General features: G+C 68.4%; 18 protein-coding genes. 14 read left to right on the top strand and 4 right to left on the bottom strand.

What is annotated here, in order from left to right; genetic code table 11:
* Positions 1-52: 52 nt before the first annotated feature.
* Together ACWDV4_RS10085 and ACWDV4_RS10080 are read right to left on the bottom strand one after the other, a co-directional pair.
* Positions 53-2,152 carry a hypothetical protein gene (locus tag ACWDV4_RS10085; RefSeq protein ID WP_449976382.1) on the bottom strand — a complete coding sequence of 700 codons (2,100 nt, stop codon included), beginning with the start codon at positions 2,150-2,152 and terminating at the stop codon, positions 53-55.
* Positions 2,149-2,436, bottom strand: a complete 288-nt coding sequence (locus ACWDV4_RS10080; RefSeq protein ID WP_449976380.1) for a hypothetical protein — start codon at positions 2,434-2,436, stop codon at positions 2,149-2,151. The genes ACWDV4_RS10085 and ACWDV4_RS10080 overlap by 4 nt, the downstream gene beginning before the upstream one ends.
* Before the next feature lie 311 nt (positions 2,437-2,747).
* Here ACWDV4_RS10080 and ACWDV4_RS10075 point away from each other — a divergent pair, with 311 nt between their 5' ends.
* From ACWDV4_RS10075 to ACWDV4_RS10050, 6 genes are all read left to right on the top strand, one after another.
* Positions 2,748-3,656 (top strand): helix-turn-helix domain-containing protein, encoded by a 909-nt coding sequence (locus ACWDV4_RS10075; protein WP_449976377.1) that lies wholly within the window; start codon positions 2,748-2,750, stop codon positions 3,654-3,656.
* Entirely contained in the window at positions 3,653-3,862 is a 210-nt protein-coding gene (locus ACWDV4_RS10070; protein ID WP_449976375.1) for a DUF397 domain-containing protein, read from the top strand. The genes ACWDV4_RS10075 and ACWDV4_RS10070 overlap by 4 nt, the downstream gene beginning before the upstream one ends.
* Before the next feature lie 253 nt (positions 3,863-4,115).
* The gene (locus tag ACWDV4_RS10065; protein ID WP_449976372.1) at positions 4,116-4,250 is read left to right on the top strand and encodes a hypothetical protein; all 135 of its coding nucleotides are present in this window, start codon (positions 4,116-4,118) and stop codon (positions 4,248-4,250) included.
* A 267-nt stretch (positions 4,251-4,517) separates the two neighbouring features.
* Positions 4,518-5,201 carry a hypothetical protein gene (locus tag ACWDV4_RS10060; RefSeq protein ID WP_449976370.1) on the top strand — a complete coding sequence of 228 codons (684 nt, stop codon included), beginning with the start codon at positions 4,518-4,520 and terminating at the stop codon, positions 5,199-5,201.
* Positions 5,176-5,607 (top strand): hypothetical protein, encoded by a 432-nt coding sequence (locus ACWDV4_RS10055; RefSeq protein ID WP_449976368.1) that lies wholly within the window; start codon positions 5,176-5,178, stop codon positions 5,605-5,607. The genes ACWDV4_RS10060 and ACWDV4_RS10055 overlap by 26 nt, the downstream gene beginning before the upstream one ends.
* A 388-nt stretch (positions 5,608-5,995) precedes the next feature.
* On the top strand, positions 5,996-6,247 hold the full coding sequence (locus tag ACWDV4_RS10050; protein ID WP_449976366.1) for a hypothetical protein: 252 nt from the start codon (positions 5,996-5,998) through the stop codon (positions 6,245-6,247).
* 325 nt (positions 6,248-6,572) lie between these two features.
* Here ACWDV4_RS10050 and ACWDV4_RS10045 read toward each other — a convergent pair whose 3' ends face one another.
* Positions 6,573-7,532, bottom strand: coding sequence for a TIGR03557 family F420-dependent LLM class oxidoreductase (locus ACWDV4_RS10045; RefSeq protein WP_449976364.1), 960 nt, complete (start codon positions 7,530-7,532; stop codon positions 6,573-6,575).
* A gap of 208 nt (positions 7,533-7,740) precedes the next feature.
* On the opposite strand from ACWDV4_RS10045, the gene ACWDV4_RS10040 reads away from it, so the two are divergent.
* From ACWDV4_RS10040 to ACWDV4_RS10020, 5 genes are all read left to right on the top strand, one after another.
* Positions 7,741-8,814 (top strand): winged helix DNA-binding domain-containing protein, encoded by a 1,074-nt coding sequence (locus ACWDV4_RS10040; protein WP_449976362.1) that lies wholly within the window; start codon positions 7,741-7,743, stop codon positions 8,812-8,814.
* Between the two features lie 35 nt (positions 8,815-8,849).
* The gene (locus tag ACWDV4_RS10035) at positions 8,850-9,107 is read left to right on the top strand and encodes a hypothetical protein (RefSeq protein WP_449976359.1); all 258 of its coding nucleotides are present in this window, start codon (positions 8,850-8,852) and stop codon (positions 9,105-9,107) included.
* A gap of 315 nt (positions 9,108-9,422) precedes the next feature.
* Positions 9,423-9,884: a hypothetical protein gene (locus ACWDV4_RS10030; RefSeq protein WP_449976357.1), complete on the top strand. Its 462-nt coding sequence runs from the start codon at positions 9,423-9,425 to the stop codon at positions 9,882-9,884.
* Complete coding sequence (locus ACWDV4_RS10025; RefSeq protein ID WP_449976355.1) at positions 9,881-10,288, top strand: hypothetical protein; 408 nt, start codon at positions 9,881-9,883, stop codon at positions 10,286-10,288. The genes ACWDV4_RS10030 and ACWDV4_RS10025 overlap by 4 nt, the downstream gene beginning before the upstream one ends.
* Before the next feature lie 110 nt (positions 10,289-10,398).
* Positions 10,399-11,256 (top strand): TrmH family RNA methyltransferase, encoded by an 858-nt coding sequence (locus ACWDV4_RS10020; protein WP_449976353.1) that lies wholly within the window; start codon positions 10,399-10,401, stop codon positions 11,254-11,256.
* Positions 11,257-11,331: 75 nt separating this feature from the next.
* Here ACWDV4_RS10020 and ACWDV4_RS10015 read toward each other — a convergent pair whose 3' ends face one another.
* Positions 11,332-15,135 carry a S8 family serine peptidase gene (locus ACWDV4_RS10015; RefSeq protein ID WP_449976352.1) on the bottom strand — a complete coding sequence of 1,268 codons (3,804 nt, stop codon included), beginning with the start codon at positions 15,133-15,135 and terminating at the stop codon, positions 11,332-11,334.
* A gap of 164 nt (positions 15,136-15,299) precedes the next feature.
* On the opposite strand from ACWDV4_RS10015, the gene ACWDV4_RS10010 reads away from it, so the two are divergent.
* Genes ACWDV4_RS10010 through ACWDV4_RS10000 form a run of 3 tightly spaced genes read left to right on the top strand, consistent with a single transcriptional unit; the run spans position 15,300 to position 18,319 of the window.
* Complete coding sequence (locus ACWDV4_RS10010) at positions 15,300-16,256, top strand: helix-turn-helix domain-containing protein (RefSeq protein WP_449976350.1); 957 nt, start codon at positions 15,300-15,302, stop codon at positions 16,254-16,256.
* Between the two features lie 60 nt (positions 16,257-16,316).
* Positions 16,317-17,666 (top strand): sensor histidine kinase, encoded by a 1,350-nt coding sequence (locus ACWDV4_RS10005; protein WP_449976348.1) that lies wholly within the window; start codon positions 16,317-16,319, stop codon positions 17,664-17,666.
* Positions 17,663-18,319 carry a response regulator transcription factor gene (locus ACWDV4_RS10000; RefSeq protein WP_449976345.1) on the top strand — a complete coding sequence of 219 codons (657 nt, stop codon included), beginning with the start codon at positions 17,663-17,665 and terminating at the stop codon, positions 18,317-18,319. Before ACWDV4_RS10005 ends, ACWDV4_RS10000 begins: the two co-directional genes overlap by 4 nt.
* Positions 18,320-18,432 lie beyond the last annotated feature (113 nt).

The raw sequence follows: 18,432 nt of genomic DNA, 5'->3' as shown, positions 1-18,432 counted from the left end.
GCTGCGCTGGCCGAGCCCCCAAACGACGCGGGTCGGGGCGGGCCGACGGGGGTCAGGGCTGCTCTCGGCCGAGGCCGAGACCGAGGGCGGTCAGGGCAATCGGGACGGTACGGGCACTGGCCAGGTGCCGTACGCCGCCGAACTCGTGGACGTAGAGGTGGCAGCCGCCGAGGTGGTAGCGGATGCTCACCGGCCGCCCAGCGAGGTGCCGGGCCAGGCGCCGGATCAGCCGGATCGGGTCTTCGACCGCTGGGGGCGGCTCCGGCGTCTGCGGGATCGGGATGCCCTGCCGCGGATCGTCCGGTACCGAGCGGTGCGTGGCGTTTCCGAGGTATTCGAGGAAGCACGCGGCGGCAGCCTCGGGGCTGCGCTGGTAGGGCTTCGGGTCGGCCGGGATCGACCGATCGGGCGGGATCATTTCGATGCCCCAGCCCTCGCCGTGGATCTTGGTCGGGTCGTCCTCGTTGAGCCGGTGGTCTTCCAGGGTGACCAGCAAGGTCTGGTGCAGGCCGAGGGCGAGCCGGACCAGGTCGGTCAGCGGCGGGGCGACCGGCGGGGCGGTGCAGACCAGCACCCGACCAGCGGGCTGCCCGCCACCCGCGTCGACGAGATACCGGGCCAGCGGGTCGACCTCGGGATGGTCGACGGTGATCGTCCCCTCGCACAGGTCCTGCCCCACCTCGTAGCGACCGTCGAGATAGGTGAGGTCGGCCGGTCGGCCGCCGAGGTTCATCGCCCAGTGGTCGAGCTGATAGCACAGGGGCAGTTGGAAGACCGGCTTCCCGCCGGGCTGGGTGGCGACCAGCGGTACGTCGATGGGCTGGTCGGGGACCAGCCAGTTGACGTGCAGGGTGGCCTCGGCCAGGTCGGTCATGGTGATCACCAGCCCGTGGTGGAGCCGATGACTGTCCCCGCAGGTGGGGCAGGGCATCGTGGTGGGTGCGACGCCGGCCCCGGAGCAGCCGGGGCAGTCCGGGTCGGGCGGCTGGTTGCCGAGGGTGCAGAGGCAGGGCCGCAGCCGATGTTCCGGATCGCAGTCCGGGCAGGGGCCGTACGGGATGGGGTCGCCCTGCCACCCGGGAGCCGGTGGCTCCCAGACGCGGGCCAGGAGCGTGACGCTGCTGCGTACGACCTGGCCGGTGGCCTCCTCGGTCAGCACCTCGACCTGGTCTTCGACCTGAAGCCGCGTGTGCTGCCAGCACCCGTCCCGCCAGATGGCCTGCGCGCCGGGTGCCCGGCCACCGATACCGTCCAGGTCGGCGTGGATGCGGCTTTCGACCTGGTCAAGGTCGATCGTGGGCGGGCCGGCGCGGTGGGCCGGGTGTGGGCGCAGGTAGTGGGCGGGTGCCGTCCTGGCCCGTTCGACCAGGCCAGACATCGCGTCCGACACGCTGGTGGCGGCGATCGCCGTCGACAGGTCATTGGCCCAACGACGGGTCTTGACCGGCACTGCCCCGCCGGGCAGCTCGTAACGGATCTCCCAGATCACATCCTGCCCACGAGCCCGTCGGGCCTCCACCACCAGGTCTAGGGAGAGCAGGTCGGCCAGGTGACAGAGTCGACTCAGCTCGGCGGGCAGGTCGCGGGCGGGGCTCGGCGTGGACCGACCGCAGTAGAGCCGCCACGGCTGCCACGCGTGTCGGGCGATCGCCGTGCCTTCCAGTCGGTGCCGGTCGGCAATCGGCAGGTCGGGCCGCCAGTCGGCGGGGAGCAGGACGGTGAGATCGCAGGGCCGGCGTTCCAGGCCGTACGCGTCGCGGTATTCGACCGCGCCCACCTCGGCGGCGAGAGCGGCGACGATGGGGGTCAGCGCCAGCTCCCACCGCCCGCCGACGTTGCGTCGGGGTTCCACCCCACCGGGTACGACGTTGGCCGAGCGCGCCACGCCGGTGTCCAGGTTGACCACGGTGAGTACGAGTTGCCCGCGCTGCCGCCCGGTGGCTCGGCACGCGTCACAGTCATGTGTCAGGTAGCCGCTGCCTTTGCACAGCTCACACGCCTGATAGGCCCGCCCGTCCACGGTCCGCTCCGCGTTGGCGTCGATGAGGAACCGGTTGCCCATGCGTACGCAGCGGCAGACCGTCAGCGCGCGACCCTCCCCCTCGCACTGCGCGCAGACCACCACGGGGGGCGAGAACATTCCCAGGCTCACGCCCGCAGCCCTCCCCGAGGTTGGCAGACACCCTCGTGGTCGGGTCGCCGTTCGCAGCGCCGCCCGTTGGCGACCAACTGGGAGCAGAAGATCCGATGATGATCGTCCTGCTTGTCCTCGCACGTGACGGTGGCCTCGCCGCCGTCCAGCTCGTCCAGGAACGCCAACGACCGCACCAGGGTCCGGGCGAAGATCAGCGCCGAACTCAGGTCGCCCGCCGTGAACGGCAGATGTGCCACGTACCGCGCCGACTCGACCGGCGCGACCTTCCGAATCTCACTCATCGGATCAGACCGCCCTTTCCGCAGCTCACAGGGGATGAAAGGGCGGCCCGGCACCTGGCCGTAGGGCCGGGCCGCCCACGCTGCCAGGAGGGAATCCCGGGGGACGGGATTGGCAGCGCTCAGCAACGAACCGGGGTCGGGACGAGCAGCCGGGACATACGTCTGCCCTAGGCTCCTCATCGGACTGCGGTCCGTGAAGTGACCGTCACAGCATGCACAAGTTCGAGTTTGATATCAAGGGTTGCCAGGCGAATACGTGCAGTGTTTAGATTCGGTAAGTTGTCGATGTGTCGCTGGTTGAAGGAGTCGTCGTGGCAGTACGCGCCTCAGATCCGTCCACTTCGCACGAGTCGTCCTCGGGTGCGCTGACCTCGCCCGTCGTACAGGGCTGGGAGCTGGGAATACGGCTGCGCCAGCGCCGCGAGGAGATTGGTCTGACCGCGACCGCCGCCGGTCGCGCGGCGGGCATCATCCAGGCGTACGTGACCGGCGTGGAGACCGGCAAGGTCAAGCTCCCGGCCAAGCGGCTGGAACAACTCATCAAGATCTACGAGCTGGAGCCCGACGACGCGGCCGAGTTGGAGGCGCTACGCGCAGGTGCCACCCAACGCGGCTGGTGGCACGAATACTCCCAACTCTTCCCCGCCGAGTTCATCCGCTTCCTCGGCTACGAGGCCGGTGCTACTTCAATTCGTTGCTACACCACGGAGGTGGTGCCGGGGCTACTCCAGACCGAGGACTACGCCCGCGCCGTGATCCGGGGCGGCACCACCACCATCCGACTCACCGAAGTCGAGCGGCGAGTCGCCGCCCGGATGGCCCGACAGGCCCGCCTCACCAGTGACCGGCCGATCCGGATCAGCGCGGTGCTGAGTGAGGCCGCGCTACTCCAGCAGGTCGGCGGTCCGGCCGTGATGCGCGCCCAGCTCGATCACCTTGCCGAGCTGATGATCGAGCGGCCGGAGCAGATCGAAGTGAGGATCATGCCATTCACCGCCGGAGCCCATCCCGCATTCGGCGGCCCGTTCCAGGTCCTGTCCTTCCCATCGCCTCGGCTGCCCGACCTGGTCTGGGAGGAGATCCTGACCTCCATCGACATCATCGACCAGTCCGTCCGGGTGACGGACTACGTGGTGACTTTCGCCGAGACGCGGGAGCTGGCGTTAAGCTCAGAGGACTCGCTCGCTCTGATCCAACGGATCGCCAAGGAGATGACGTGACCTCCCTCGACACTGCTCCCGGCCAGGACTGGTTCAAGTCTTCTCGCAGCTCTGACAACGCCAACTGCGTCGAGGTGCGGTTCGCCGATGACGCTGTGGGCGTACGCGACTCCAAGGACCGCAGCGGCCCGGCGCTCGCCTTCGGCGCTGCCGCCTGGACCGGCTTCGTCGCCACCCTCAAGGCCGGCACGACCCCGCGTACCTGACCCTCGCTCCCTTCCCAGGAATCGGCGCTACCAACAGTGGCGCCGATTTACTCTTTGCGGTGAATGCCCCGGAGCGAGCCGTCAGTGTCCATGGATTGTGGAGGCAGGCACCGCATGTAACTCAGTGCCCGGCGGAGGTGCTTGAAGGTCGATCGGTTCCGATAGTGTGCGACTGGTCACGCGGGGATGGAGAGCCTCGCTGATGCGCCTGTCCGTGTCCGGCCGCTCCCCAGCGGCGTGCAGGGAGGATCGCATGGCCAGTATCGAGAAAGTCCAAGCCGCACTTGCCCAGCCCGCCGAGCAGGGCAAGCAACAGGTTGCCGAGGCTGCCACCCTGATCCAGGGCAGCTCTGCAACTGCCCGTGAATACAGTGGTCTCCTGAGCTGATCTGATCCAGATAAGCATCGGTGAGGTCAAAGCCACTCTTCGCGCGGGCAATGATGCCGTTGCGGACGGCGAGGTCACCTTCAAGCGGGCTGTCAGTGGAGCCGAGTTAGCGGAGAGGCTGGCTCGTCACACCATTGAGGGCAGTCAAGCCGACGAAGTGCAGGAAGCGTTGATGGTGTTGGCTGAGGCTGCTACTGAGGTTGATCGCACCTTGCGCCGCTATCACGCGGCCGTCGGCCATGCGACTGCCTATTTGGCGAAACTCGGATGAGCGCCAGCGTGGGTGACATCGTTGCCCAACTCCGTGACGTGCGTGAACGTCTGGCCAATGCAGCGGTGACCGCGATGCGCGCCAAGGCGGACACGGACCAGGCCCATAGCCGTTACGCGGAAGTTGCGCAGGGGACCAATGACCCCCTGATCAAGCGGGCGATTGATGAAATTCATACGGCGAGCGATAAGACTGCGAAGTACGCCCGTCTTCTCGAAGGTGCACGGAGCCTGCTCGCCGCATACAGCAACAAAATCGCGCCCGGCTCGGCACCTGGCCAAGAATCCCTCGACGCTCCGATGCCCTCGGGTGAGCAGTTGGTCGAGGAGGTTGGTGAACGCTTCAGTGCTCGTAGAGGCGCGGGTGCTTTCCTTCGGAAGTCGATGCGCAACGCCGAGAATTTGAAAGATGCCGCGAAGGTCCTTACTGGAGTGGGAGAAAAAGGTGTAAAGATCCTGCGTAATCCAGGTGGCTCCCCGGGGCCACAGCCGGTTACCTCTTCGACAATTCCTGCTTTCGTGCCAACTCAACCAAGATCCAAGATTGAGGTGTCCGAGGCAGGCGGTCAGTTGGTAATAGTTGGCCTGATAGTTGGTGCCGCCATAAATCAGGCGGATAGATTAATTCGTAAAGGAATGGCGAGGTTGCGAACGTATGAGCGCAAAAGCAGAGCTAAGTGAACTGATCCGGGCCATGGCTCGGCGTGACTGGGGAACCATCGATCGCCTACTGGGTGAGCTTCGTGCGCTTGAATGGGATGGGGCGATCCAGATGATTGGTGCCGCTTTTGCTTTGGCTGTTCATCGACGTTTCCAAGGTCAGTCAGATCTGCGAGAGATAAGTCGATTCGTTGCCGAGACGAGATCTCGTTATGAGGAGGGGGGTGAACTCCCGGCTTTGGAAACGGAGGGGTTGATTCGAGCTGCGCTAGGTGAAACAGATCTTATGGACAATATCGGCCCGGATGTGGCACTGCCCGCTCAGATTGTCGTCCTGGGAACGTTACTCCAAGATGAGGGTCTCACAGAAGCTGAGCTAGAAGCCTTTATCGAGGAAGTCGAGGAGGTTGCGGCGGAATACATGTAAGCCGCTCATCTTGTTGACAAAATTGATCCCATGAGTGGCCCTTTCAGTGCTGATTGCCCTACTTGCCATGTTGCTCCCGGAAGTCGACGCCGCTGAGGCTCAGCCCGCCAGTCGGGCGCGATCAGTATTTCAAAGCATTAGTGCGGGCGAGCCGCAGCCCACGGCCATCAGATATCCCGATCCAGCAGGTCACATAGTTGTTGTTGGTCTGATAGTTGGCATGGCGGCTCAACAGGTGAGTCAAGTGATCCGGAAGTGGAACGGCGAGTTGATGCCCTCGCTCAGTCAGCCGCCTGGGTCGACGCCCATCTACTGTACGAAAAGAGTCTACGTGAGAAGCTCTCGCTCCGTCCGGCCCGATAGGCGTCACCTTTGGAGTCCCCTGCTGATGGGAATTTTCGTCAGCAGTTGCTTTCACGCACTGTTTATCATGCTCGTTGGAATGTTCCCACAGTCTGGCGACGATTTAAAGTTGTGGTCCACGTATTTTGTCTATGTCAGCGCGCTTTCTGGCTTCGTCACCGTGGTCATCGGGCTCATCCTGGCCTCGCGACGATCACGTCTCGCCCCATTTGGCATCGGCCTGGTGGCTGGTGCGTTGGTGTCTCCCCTGCTTTGGTTGGTTGCTGTGTCTATCTAACCCAGCGGATACGGGCTTCGCTGTACCCCTCGTCCCAAACAACCGCCGGTGCTCGCTTCATTCCTTCAGTGGCTGATCCGCAGGACACGCCCCAGGGCCGTCCTTCGGTAGGAACTTTGCGTGTGGCCCAGCAGGTGTCCCAATAGGGGATGTCTGTGGGTGTCAGGTCCACGGCACTATCTGGGAGGCGAGGCCAGCCGCCGTCTCGCGTACCGCCCCGATGGTGTGTGGCCCAGAATCGAGACGCTCACCCGGTCGGCAGCGGCTCGTCGAAGGCGTACGCGAGGTTCGGGACCTCAACCGACGCCCTCGGTTGCCGGGCCAGTTACGCGAGGGACCGCAGTCGGTCGACGAGTTCGCGCTCGAAGAAGTCGATGAACCCGTCCGGGTCGGGGCCGGCGTTTTGCAGTACGAGATGGTCGAAGCCGGCGTCGGCGTACTTCTTTACCGCCTGCACGTGCCGCTCGACGTCGGGTCCTACCGCGAACTGCTGCCGGATGTCGTCGTCGGTGACGGTCCGGGAAGCGGCGTCGAAGTTGACCGGGTTGGGCAGCTCACTCATCACCTTCCACCCGGTCACCGACCAACGGCTGGTCTCCCAGGCTGCCCGTACCGCCTGTTGCTCGTCGGGGGCCCAGGCCACCGCGACCTCGGCATACCGGGGGCCGGTGCCGCCCGCCGCACGATAGTCGTCGACCAGGTCGGGTTTGGGCTCGGTGGCGAAGAGCCCGTCGCCGAGTTCGGCGGCCAGTTTGACCGAGGCCGGTCCGCTGGCGGCCACCGCGATCAACGGCAGCCGGTCGGGCAGGTCGAACACCCGGGCGTCCTCCAGGCGCAGGTGCTTGCCCTCGTACGACTGGTAGCCGCCGGACCAGAGCAGCCGGATGATTTCCAGGGCTTCGCGGAGTAGTTCGTGCCGGCCGGAAGCGTTCGGGAAACCCTGTCCGACGACGTGTTCGTTGAGTCGTTCCCCGGAGCCGACACCGAGGACGAACCGGTCGTTGGAGACGATCGCCAGGGTCGCGGAGGCCTGGGCGATGATCGCCGGGTGGTAGCGCACCGTCGGGCAGGTCACCCCGGTCGCGAGCCCGATTCGATCGGTACGCGCCGCGATCGCCCCGAGCGCCGTCCAGGCGAACGGCGAATGCCCCTGTACGTCGAGCCACGGATGGTAGTGGTCACTCATCTCTACGAAGTCGAAGCCGGCCTGCTCGGCCCGTACCGCCTGGCGGATGAGTTCCGCAGGTCCGAACGCCTCCGCCGCGAGCTTGTAACCGATCTGCATGCCGTCCCTTCCCGCTGACTCCCGCTGACTCCCACTGTCCTTCCGCCAGCTTTGTCCCTTCCCTTCCGCTAGGTCGGCAAACCTCTGGGGCGGGCCGTGCGCCGATGGTCAGCACCACGAGCGCCGCGCCGCGACGTAATTCGCGTCCGTTCTTCTCATACCCCCGGCATAGGCTGCGCGGTACGGATCACCACGGGGAGAGGGTCGAATGTCCAACGAGGTCGCTCTGCTCAGACTGGTGGCGCAGCGGATCGCCGGCCCTGGCCTGGCCAGCGTGAGCGAGGTGGTCCGCTGGATGACCGCCCTTCAGGCGCAGGATTTCCCGGGCGTGCTCACCTCGATCGCCCTGCGTACCGTTGCCAACAGCCGGGCAGCCGTCGAGGCCGCCTTCACCGCTGGCGAGATCGTCAAGTCGTGGCCGATGCGCGGCACCCTGCACGTCGTACCGGCCGAGGACCTGCCCTGGCTGCTGGAGTTGTTGACGCCACGGGTGATAGCCGGGGCAGCGGCCCGCCGTGCCCAACTCGACCTCGACACCGCCGTCTTCGAACGGGCCCGCGAGTTGGCCGGCGACGCGTTGACCGGCGGTCGGCAGCTACGACGGGACGACCTGCTCGCCGTATGGCGGGCGGGGGGACTGGTCACCGACGGCCAGCGGGGCTACCACATGCTGTGGCACTTGGCGCAGACCGGCACCCTCTGCTTCGGGCCGATAGCCGATGGCGAGCAGATGATCGTGCTCGTCGACGAGTGGATTCCTCAACCACGCCACCCGGAGCGGGACGAGGCGCTGGGTGAACTAGCCCGGCGCTACTTCCAGAGCCACGGCCCGGCCACCGCCAAGGACTTCGCGAGGTGGGCGAATCTCGTGGCGGTCGACGTCCGGACCGGTCTCGCGCTCGCCGCGCCGCACCTCGACCGCCTCAGCGTCGACGGAGTCGATTATTTCCTGGACCCGGGTACGCGGGACCGGCTCGCCGCCGCCCGATCCGAGGCGAGTGGCGTCTTCCTGCTGCCCGGCTTCGACGAGTTCATCCTCGGCTACCTGGACCGCAGCGCGATGCTGCGGCCCGAGTACGCGTCCCAGATCGTCCCGGGCGGCAATGGGATGTTCCGTCCGACCGTGATCGACGACGGTCAGGTCGTCGGCACCTGGAAGCATGCCGGCCGAGGGGCGAAGCGGACCCTGACGGCGTCGCCGTTCGAGGCGTTCTCCGACGAGTTGGCCGAGGCGATTCAACAGCGCTATGTCGGGTTGCCTGGCAACGCCGGCCAGGGTTAGTGGGTATCGAGTCGGCCTCTGCGACACTGCCCGTCATGAATGCCCGTGACGATCGAAGTGCCGAAGTTCAACCACTGCTCCGGGAACTATGCGTCAAGCTGGGTTTTTGTTTGCCGCCGGACGAAATCCATCGGCTTTGTGAGTCACCTCCGGGCGATGTGGACAGCTTCACCGATGCGGTCTTCCAAGCGGAGGGGATGGGTGACAAGAGCTACCCGGACCTGCGCCGTCAGGTGCGGAAGGTCGTAGCCCGACACATGAGCCGGTGGGGAGCGGCCGATGATCAGACCTAGCCGGGCCCTTCCGGAAACCTCACCTGTCCGGGCACCGTTAACGCGATCAAGGCGTTGACCAGGAAATTTGTGGCACATCCGGACCGTAGACGGACGTCTGTTCAGGTGCTATCACTGTGAGTGAGGATAGTTGCGGCCCTCGATCCCGCCAATGGTCGCTGTCCCGACCAGGTGACGACAACGGTCCCCGGGACCAGCAGGATGCCCCCACCAGATGAGTGCTTGAGACCAGCTCCGGAACACCGCCGTAGCGGCGCTGGCTGGAGAGGACGACGCTATGAGCCAGCACTCGACCCGTGATCTGCGGGCGCACTGATGCGGCCCATCCAGATCGTCTCCGGTCGGCACCCGTTCGAGGCCATGTTGTTTGTCGCCGCGCTCGTCTGCGGCGTCCTGCTGATCGTTGCCGGCTTCCAACCCCCGTCGATCGACGTTGCCATGCCACCCGTAGTCGAGGTGATCTGGGAGGTGGGCCTGGTGCTGGTCGGGGTGGGCGGCCTGCTCGGGATCAGCTGGCCCGGCCATCTGGTCACCGGGATCGGGATCGAACTCGGCGCGATGGTCCTGCTCGGCACCACCACGGCCATGTACTCCATCGCCGTACTCATCGTTAGCGGCCGGTTGGCGCTGATCGCCGGTGCCTTCATTGGCGCGGTCGCCGTCGCGTCCCTGTGGCGATCGTTGCAGATTCTGCGTGACCTGCGAAAACTACTGCACGCGAGTGAGCAGAACCTGCTTGCCGACGTGGAGTTGCTCGTGGAGGGAGACGACCCATGATCGGGTTAGAACCGGCCCCTTCCGGCCCCATCTGGGTGCAGACGCTGATGACCACCGTCGCGGTGCTCGGGGGCACCGGGGGAATCGCGGCGATGGCTACGGTGCTCAGCCAACGGCGCAGGTTCAAGGCCGACACCGCAGACGTACTGACCGACACCGCCCTGACCCTGATCGACCCGCTCCGCGCCCGGGTGGCCGACCTCGAAGCCGAGACCGCACGGGCTCGCCAACAGGTAATAGCGGCCAACAACGAGATCAGCGAGCTGCGGGTCGCCGTATATGAGATGACCATGGTGATTCGCCGCTGGCGGGCGGCGATCCTCACGCCGGACGTGACCATTGAGGAACTTCGGCGGATCGTCGCCAGCAACGATCCCTCGACGCACCGGGACCATCACACCTGATCGTCGCGGGATGGTTGACTGACCCTGTGGTCGGTATCCGACCGGTGTCGGCTCCGATCCGCTGCGCCGGCCGGCCACGGGCGACGGTACGAGAGGAGCGCCGCGGCGACGTGTCGAGGACACTGCGGGTCAGTACCCGGAATGCGAGTTTCCAGCAGTGGCAGGCGTTACTGACCAACCGCACCAAGCGGCAGCGGGCCGGGGAGTTTCTGGTGCAGGGCGTACGGCCCATCACCCTGGCCGTCGAGCACGGCTGGCACGTACGCACCCTGCTCTATCCGGACGGTCGACAACTGTCCCGGTGGGGGCGGGACCTGCTCGACCGGGTCGGCGCGACCCGGGTGGCGATGGACCCGGAACTGTTGGCTGAACTCGGCGGCAAGGACGAGGAACGGCCGGAACTGGTGGCGGTCGTCGCACAGCCACCGGACCAGCTGGACCGGATAGCCAGCCGACCGACCAGCGGCGGACCAACCAGCGGCGATCTGCTGGTGGTTGTTTTCGACCGGCCGACCACCCCCGGCAACATCGGCACGCTCATCCGGTCGGCCGACGCGTTCGGTGCCTCCGGCGTGATCATCACCGGCCACGCCGCCGACCCGTACGACCCGAAGGCGGTACGGGCGAGCACCGGTTCGCTCTTCGCCGTACCGGTCGTGCGGGTGCCCGGTCATCGGGAGGTGCTGGACTGGGTCGACTCGCTCGCCGACCGGCACCCGTCCATCGAGATCATCGGTACGGACGAGCACGGTGAGGTGGAGGTCGCCGACCAGGATCTCACCGGCCCGCGCATCGTGTTGATCGGCAACGAGACCCATGGGCTCAGCTCTGCCTGGCGGCAGTCCTGCCACCGGATGGTCCGGATCCCGATCACCGGTGCGGCCAGTTCCCTGAACGCCGCGACCGCCGCCACCGTCGTGCTCTACGAGGCGGTACGGCAGCGGTCCCGCTCGACCCGGGACAGGTAGGGTAGCGGCCCCGCCCGACCCCCGAATGAAACTGACCGGGCGGGACCGCTGGTATGTCGACCGCTGGTATGTCGATCAGCGGACGGTCACCTTCCAGGCCCGGGTGACCGTCTGCTCGATCCGGTTACCGTCCCGGTCGACGGCGGTGACGCGAATGGTGGCGAACTGTGCCCCGGCCGGTGCCGCCGGCATGGTTGCGGTGACCGTGTCGCCGCCCCGGGTCGCCGCTCGCCGCCAGGTCACCCCGTCGTCGTACGACACGGCGACCGTGGCCTGGAACCGTCCCCGGCCGGTGGCACCCGGCTGGTAACCGGGGCTCAGCACCAGCGAATACGGCCGGTCGGCGCGGACCACGTTGGTCAGGTCGGTGTCGATGTCGTAGCCGACCTGGAGCAGCGGCAGCACAGCCGGCTGCTCGCCCTTGGGCCGCTTCGAGCGGAACGTCCACGTCGTCGAGGTGGCGGTGGAGGTGGTCCACCAGGCCGGGCCGTCGAACCGGTCCCGCTGCACATCCAGGGTCAGTCGATATTCGGCGGACCCGCCCGGCACCACGAAGTGCGCCGACGAGGCGGTGCTGTCGCCGACGATTGTGCGGCCCCGGCGCAGCGTCAACCGGCTCCGGTCGGATCGGCCGTCGATCCAGCCGTACTGGCTGCCGTCACCGTTGGCGTACTGCGGCACGGCCACCCGGATCACGTCGTGCGCCCGGTTCGCCGGTACGCCGTACGCGTAGTTGGCCAGGGTCTGCGGCATAGCTGGCCGGGTCAGTGCCGGGAACCACACCTCGCGTACCCGGTCACCGGGCTGGAACGCGCGCAGTGGGCCGAACATGGCACCCGCCCGCTGGCCGGGGCCGATCGAGTTGATGACCGCCGTGCTCTGCCAGGTGACGTCCTGGGTGTTGACCCAGTCGGTACGCCGTCGTGCCTCGGTGACCACCCGGCTGAACGAGAACGCCGTGCTCACCCCGGTCGGGTAGCCGGCCCGCGACTCCTGAATCCGCATCCCCGGCGCGTGCTCGTGGAACTCGGTCTCCACCGTGGCCAGCCGCAGATCCTTTGCCGTGTAGTGCGGATCGGCGGGCACCTGCTTCGGGTCGGTGAGCAGCAGGTCGTACTGGTAGGGGGAGTGGGCCACCCCGGTCAGCGTGATCGTCGTCGGTTCCTTGCCCAGCCGGTCCCGGAGCTGTCGACCGTCGTCGTGGCTGATGGCGTACGCCGGGGCCGACGCGCCGAACCCGGAGGCGAAGAGGCGGTCCGGGGTGTCCGGGGCGAGGAGCGCCACCCGGGCACCGGCCGCGCCAGCGGCCCGGAGTTGTTCCTCCACCGGCTCTCCGTTGACTGCCCGGAGCAGCACCGCCGCGTCCCGGGCACCGGCCTTTGTCAACTCCTCGGGGGTGCCGTTGCCGCCGTCCACCAGCCGCAGCTGGTGTCGGCCGTCCAGGGCGGGTGCGTCCTCAAGCAGGAGCGCATCCCGCAGCATGGTGTCGCCGGAGCCGGTGACCGCACCGGTCAGCGGTGGCGCGGCCAGATCCCAACGGGTGAAGAACTGGAAGGTGCCCACCGACACCGGTCGGGTCGCGGCGACGTACGCCCGGCGCACCTGGTGCGGGTTGTACGACATACCGCTGATCTGCGATCGGTTACCGGCGGTGCGCTGCCAGCTCAGCCCCAGTTTGGTCATCGTGGTCGGGTCCGGGGTGTCGATGACCAGTTCCTTGGCGGTACGCGCGTCGTAGCGCAGGGTCCGGTCGCCGGTGACGGTCAGCTCCGGGTCACCGAGCACCGTGACGTCCTTCGAGTCATCGACCGCGTCGGTGCTGAGCAGGTAGGTCATCACCGTGTACCGCCCGGCGGGCACCTCGACGGTACCCGGCATGCCGTTACGCAGGTGCGCGTAGTAGGTCTCGCCGCTGTCCAGGTTCCACAGCTCGGCCCGGCTGCTGAAGCCCTGTGGTGCCCGACCGTCCCGGTCCACCCCCTCGACGGTCAGGGTGTGGATCGGGGGCGTCAGGTGAAAACCGATCGGGGTACGCAGTTGCCGGCCGCCGCTGCGGGCGGTCAGCAGCCCGGCGTACAGGTTGGGGGTGGTGGCGGCGGTGTCCAGCCGTACGGTGGCGGTGGCCTTGCCCCCGGCGGGGATGGTGAGCCGGGCCGGGCTGACGGTCAGCGCGGCCCGGCGGGCGGTGGCCCCCACCTCGCTGGCCTGCGCGGCCAGCTCGACGGTGACCGGGCGGCGACCCGGGTTGCGATAGGTGACCTTGGCGGTGTGGGCGGGCGAGCCGGCCGGGATCTTCCCCAACGACACGGACGCGACGTCCACACTGATCTCCTGGCCGAGCGCGGCCGGGACGTCCACCCGGCCGGCACCCTGTTCCCACACCGGCGTTGCGGCCGGTTTTGCGCTGCTGACCAGGGCGGCCTTGAGTTGGTCAGCCCGCCAGTCCGGGTGCCGCTGGGCGAGCAGCGCCGCCGCGCCGGCTACGTGCGGGGCTGCCATGGAGGTGCCGGACATCGCCGTGTACGAGTTGTCGGCGATCTCACCGAGGGCGGTGCCGGCGGCACGGGCGGCGATGATGCCGACCCCGGGGGCGGTGATCTCCGGCTTGATCGCGCCGTCGCCGAGGCGCGGGCCTCGGCTGGAGAAGTCGGCGGTCCGGTCCTGGTCGGAGACGGCACCAACGGTCAGCGCACTGTCCGCCGTGCCGGGAGTGCCGACCGTTTGCAGACCGGGGCCGGTGTTACCGGCGCTGACCACGAACAACGCACCGGTACGGGCGGTCAGCGCGTCGACTGCCTCGGTGAGCGGGTCGGGCCCCTCGAACGCTTCCGCGCCGAGGCTGACGTTGACCACCCGGGCACCCTGCTCGACCGCCCACTCCATGCCGGCGATCACCCAGGACAGGTCGCCTGAGCCGCTGCCGCCGAGAACCTTGCCGACCAGCAGGTCCGCGCCGGGGGCCACGCCCTTACCGCCGAGGCGTCCGGCCTTTCCGCTGCCGGCGATGGTGGCGGCGACGTGCGTACCGTGACCGGAGCCGTCGGTGGCGTCGGGGTCGGTGGTGAAGTTCGCCGCCGTGGTCACCCGACCGGCCAGGTCGGGGTGGGCCGGGTCGTAGCCGGTGTCCAGGACAGCGACCTTGACGCCCTTGCCGTCGTAGCCGGACTTCCACGCGGTGGGCGCGCCGATCTGCCCGACGCTGCTGGTCAGGTCGGCCCGCACCTGGCGGTCCAGCCAGATCCGGCCGACGCCGGCGGCGAACGTCTGCGCGCTGGCGGCCGGGGCCGGTCGGTCGGGGGCGATCGCCGCCCACAGGTCCCGGGTCCGGGACTTCTCCCCGGTTACCGCGACACCGCCGATGCTGCCCAACTCCCGCGTGCGGGTGGTGCCGGCCGGGGCGGCTGGCGTGGCGGCCCGTGCTCCCGGTGCCCCTGACGCTTCTGGCGCTCCTGACGCTCCTGGCGTGCCGGTGATGAGCAGCGGCAACGTCGAGCGGGCCGCGTCGTGGTAGCCGTCGGCCACCAGGTCGGTGATGTTGAACAGGGCCGGGTCGAGCCGCCCGGCGGTCACATAGGGCAGCGCCTCGTCCGGGGTGACGTAGACGTCGCCGTCCCGTTCGGACAGATGGAAGCCACGACTGCGGACCGCACTGTCGTGGTCGACTTCGGCGACCTGCCGGCCGTCCGGGAAGGTGGTGAGCTTGACCACGTCGCCGGTGATCAGTGTGACCGTGTGTACGGCCGCAGCCGACCCGGCCGATGTCGATGGCACTGTTGCGCCACCGGCTGCGGGCTGGGCGTTTGCCGGCACGCCGGTGGCGGAGATCGCGGCGGTGACAGATACCGCGACAGCTATTACGCTGCGCAACTTATTGGACACGAATTACCCCTTGACGTGCTGGTCGGGTACCGAGCAGCGTCACATTTCGTGACCACGGGGGTAAAGGATCTCGGACAAGCGCAGCTGCGCCATGACGCACTTGCGCCATGCGGCCAACCGCCATCAGCGGTTCGGTTCCGAAGCGGGCAGCCGTGTTGAGGACGGTGGGCCTCAGCACGGCGGAAGAGGCAATCTATCTCGCGCTGGTTCGCCAGGGGCCCGCCCCGGTGGCGCAGCTCGCCGAGCGGGTCGGGCTCACGGTGGCGCAGGTACGGCGGGCCGTCGCCACCCTGGAACGCGAGGGATTCCTGCACCGTACGCCGCCACCGCAGGAGCGGATCGTGCCGGTACCGCCCGACCTGGCCGTCGAACAGTTCGTCCAGCGGCGGTACGCCGAACTGGATCGGACCCGGGAGGCGGCGCACCGGCTGGCGGCCGAGGTCAGCAACCGGTCAGCGGACCGGCGGACGGAGGAGCTGATCGAGATCGTGTCCGGTCGGGCCGCCGTGGGGCGGGCCTTCGACCGGCTGCAACGGACCGCCCGTCAGGAGATGCGGGTGCTGGTCGCGCCGCCTTACGCGATCCCCAAGGAGGTCAATCCGACCCAGTTGGACCGGGAGGCGGCCGGTGTCACCTATCGGGCCGTGTACGACGTCACCGCCCTGGCCGACGTGGAGTTCGCGGCCAGCGTGGCCACCCACATCCGCTCCGGCGAGCAGGCCCGAATCGTCGACGCGCTACCGACCAAACTGGCCGTCGCCGACCGGGAGTTGGCCCTGTTGCCGCTGGCCTGGACCTCGTCGGCGCACGACACCGCCCTGCTGGTCCACCCCTGTGGACTGCTGGACGCCCTGGTCGCGCTCTTCGAGACGGTGTGGGCGCAGGGCACCCCGCTGTCGGTGACCGGCGCTGCCGGACTGGCCGGTACCGAGGCGATCTCCGCTGAGGATCAGCATCTGCTGTCGCTGCTGGTCGCCGGCCTCACCGACGAGGCGGCCGGTAGTCGGCTCGGCATGAGCCGGCGGACCGTCGTACGGCGGGTGCAGGGGTTGATGGAGCGCACCGGGTCCCGGTCCCGGATACAACTGGGGTGGCAGGCCCGGGAACGCGGTTGGCTCTGACTACCCGGTTAGCTCTGACCGCCTGGTGGTCCGGCGAGCGGCGGACGGCATCATGGGCGGATGACCCTCCGATCGGTCCTGAGCCTGCTGGTCCGGGCGGACACCTACCGTCGGGGCGTCTTTCTGCTGCTCGGCGGGGTGATCCTGCTGCCGTACGTGCTGCTGGTCGCCGCCTTCGTCAACATGTTCGGCGAACCGTACGTGCCCCGGCCGGCGCTGACGCTGATGGCGGCGGTGTCGGTCGTGATCGTCGGAGTGCCACCCTTCCTGGGCGGCACCCGAGCACTGGAGATCGCGGCGGTGCGGTCCCTACTCGGTGTCGACCTGCCCGTACCGGCGGCTGGCCATGGCATCGATCGGGAGACCCGGCTGCGCTCCGCGCTCTGGTTCGTCGTACACCTGGTCACCGGTGGGGTGGTCAGCCTCGGGGTGCTGATCGCTGTGCCGATGGCATTGGTCTTCGTGGCGAAGCAGTTCGGGATCGCCCCCTCGGCGATCGACGGGCTGCGCCTCGGCCCGCTCGACGAACACGACATTGGCTGGCTCACCCTGCTCGGCGTCGTACTGCTGGTCGGGTTGGGCTACCTGGTCGCCGGACTCGGCGCACTGGCCGCAGTGCTGGCACCGGCCCTGCTCGGTCCGTCGCAGACCGAGCGGATCGCCGTACTCGAAGCGCGGGCCGCGCAGCTTGCCGAACGGAACCGGCTGGCCCGGGAGCTGCACGACTCGGTCGGGCATGCCCTCACCGTGGCGACGCTCCAGGCCGGGGTGGCCCGGGAACTGTTCGACAAGGATCCGGAGTTCGCCCGCCGGGCACTACAGGCCATCGAGGAGACCAGCCGGCGCGCCACGGCGGATTTGGACCATGTGCTCGGGCTGCTCCGCGAACGCGACAACGAGGCGTCGGGCCGGGACAACGGGGTGTGGCGCCAGGGCGACGAGACGCCGGAACATGACAACGAGGAGCCGGGACGGGACGCGGTCACCCGGGCCCCGCAGCGTACGTTGGCAGATCTCGACGAGCTGGTCGCCGCCGGTCAGGCCGCCGGGCTGCCGGTCACCGTCGAGGTGACCGGTGCCGTCGACACCCTGCCGAGGGCGGTCTCCCGCGAGGGCTACCGGATCGTGCAGGAGGGGCTGACCAACGCCGCCCGACACGGCGACCGACAGTCGGTGACCCTGCGGATCGGCGTACGGGCCACCGGGGTGGAGATCGACCTGGTCAACACCGTGCCCGAGCCGCCTACGGTGCCCGGTCCCCGGCGGCAGGGCCAGGGCCTGACCGGCATGCGCGAGCGGGTCCTGCTGCTCGGCGGCCGGCTCGACACCGGCCCCGACGACGGGCGCTGGCGGGTCTTCGCGTACCTGCCGGCGGTACGACCAGACGACGACCCAGAGGAGCTGCCGTGACCACCACCGTGCTGATCGTCGACGATGACGAGCTGGTCCGGATCGGGCTGCGCGCCATCATCGACGCCCAGCCCGACCTGACCGTGGTCGCGGAGGCCGCCGACGGGGCCGAAGTGCCGCCCCTGGTCGCCAGGTTCCGTCCCGACGTGGTGCTGATGGACGTCCGGATGCCGGCCATCGACGGTATCCAGGCCACCCGGCACCTGATGGCCACCGTCGCCGAGCCACCCCGGGTACTGGTCGTCACCACCTTCGAAAACGACGAGTACGTCTACGACGCGCTCCGCGCCGGAGCCAGCGGGTTCCTGCTCAAACGGGCCCGCCCGACCGAGGTGGTCGAGGCGGTCCGGGTGGTGGCCCGCAGCGACTCGCTGCTCTTCCCTGCGGCGATCCGCCGACTCGCCACCGCGTACGGCCCCTCCGGCGGCGGCGACGGGTTACGCCGGGCGCGGCTGACCGAACGGGAGGCGGAGGTGCTTCGCCTGATGGCCGCCGGACTGTCCAACTCGGAGATCGCGGCCGAGTTGGTGCTGGGGGTGGAGACAGTGAAGACCCACGTCGGCAACCTGCTGGCGAAGCTCGGGGCACGGGACCGCACCCAGGCGGTGATCGCGGCCTACGAATCCGGCTTCGTCACCCCGGCCGTCAGCTGAGAGGCGCACCCGCCGCCGCTTCCCCCTCTCATCCCTCCCGCCATCCCTCTGTCGGGGGAGCCGGTTCACCCTGGTACGGGAGTCGGCTCGCGGCTCCGCTCGCGATGGTGGCA

The organism is Micromonospora sp. NPDC003197 (genome assembly GCF_053590565.1).
The sequence above is the reverse complement of the archived record's forward strand: the minus strand, read 5'-3'. Positions and strand labels throughout refer to the sequence as shown.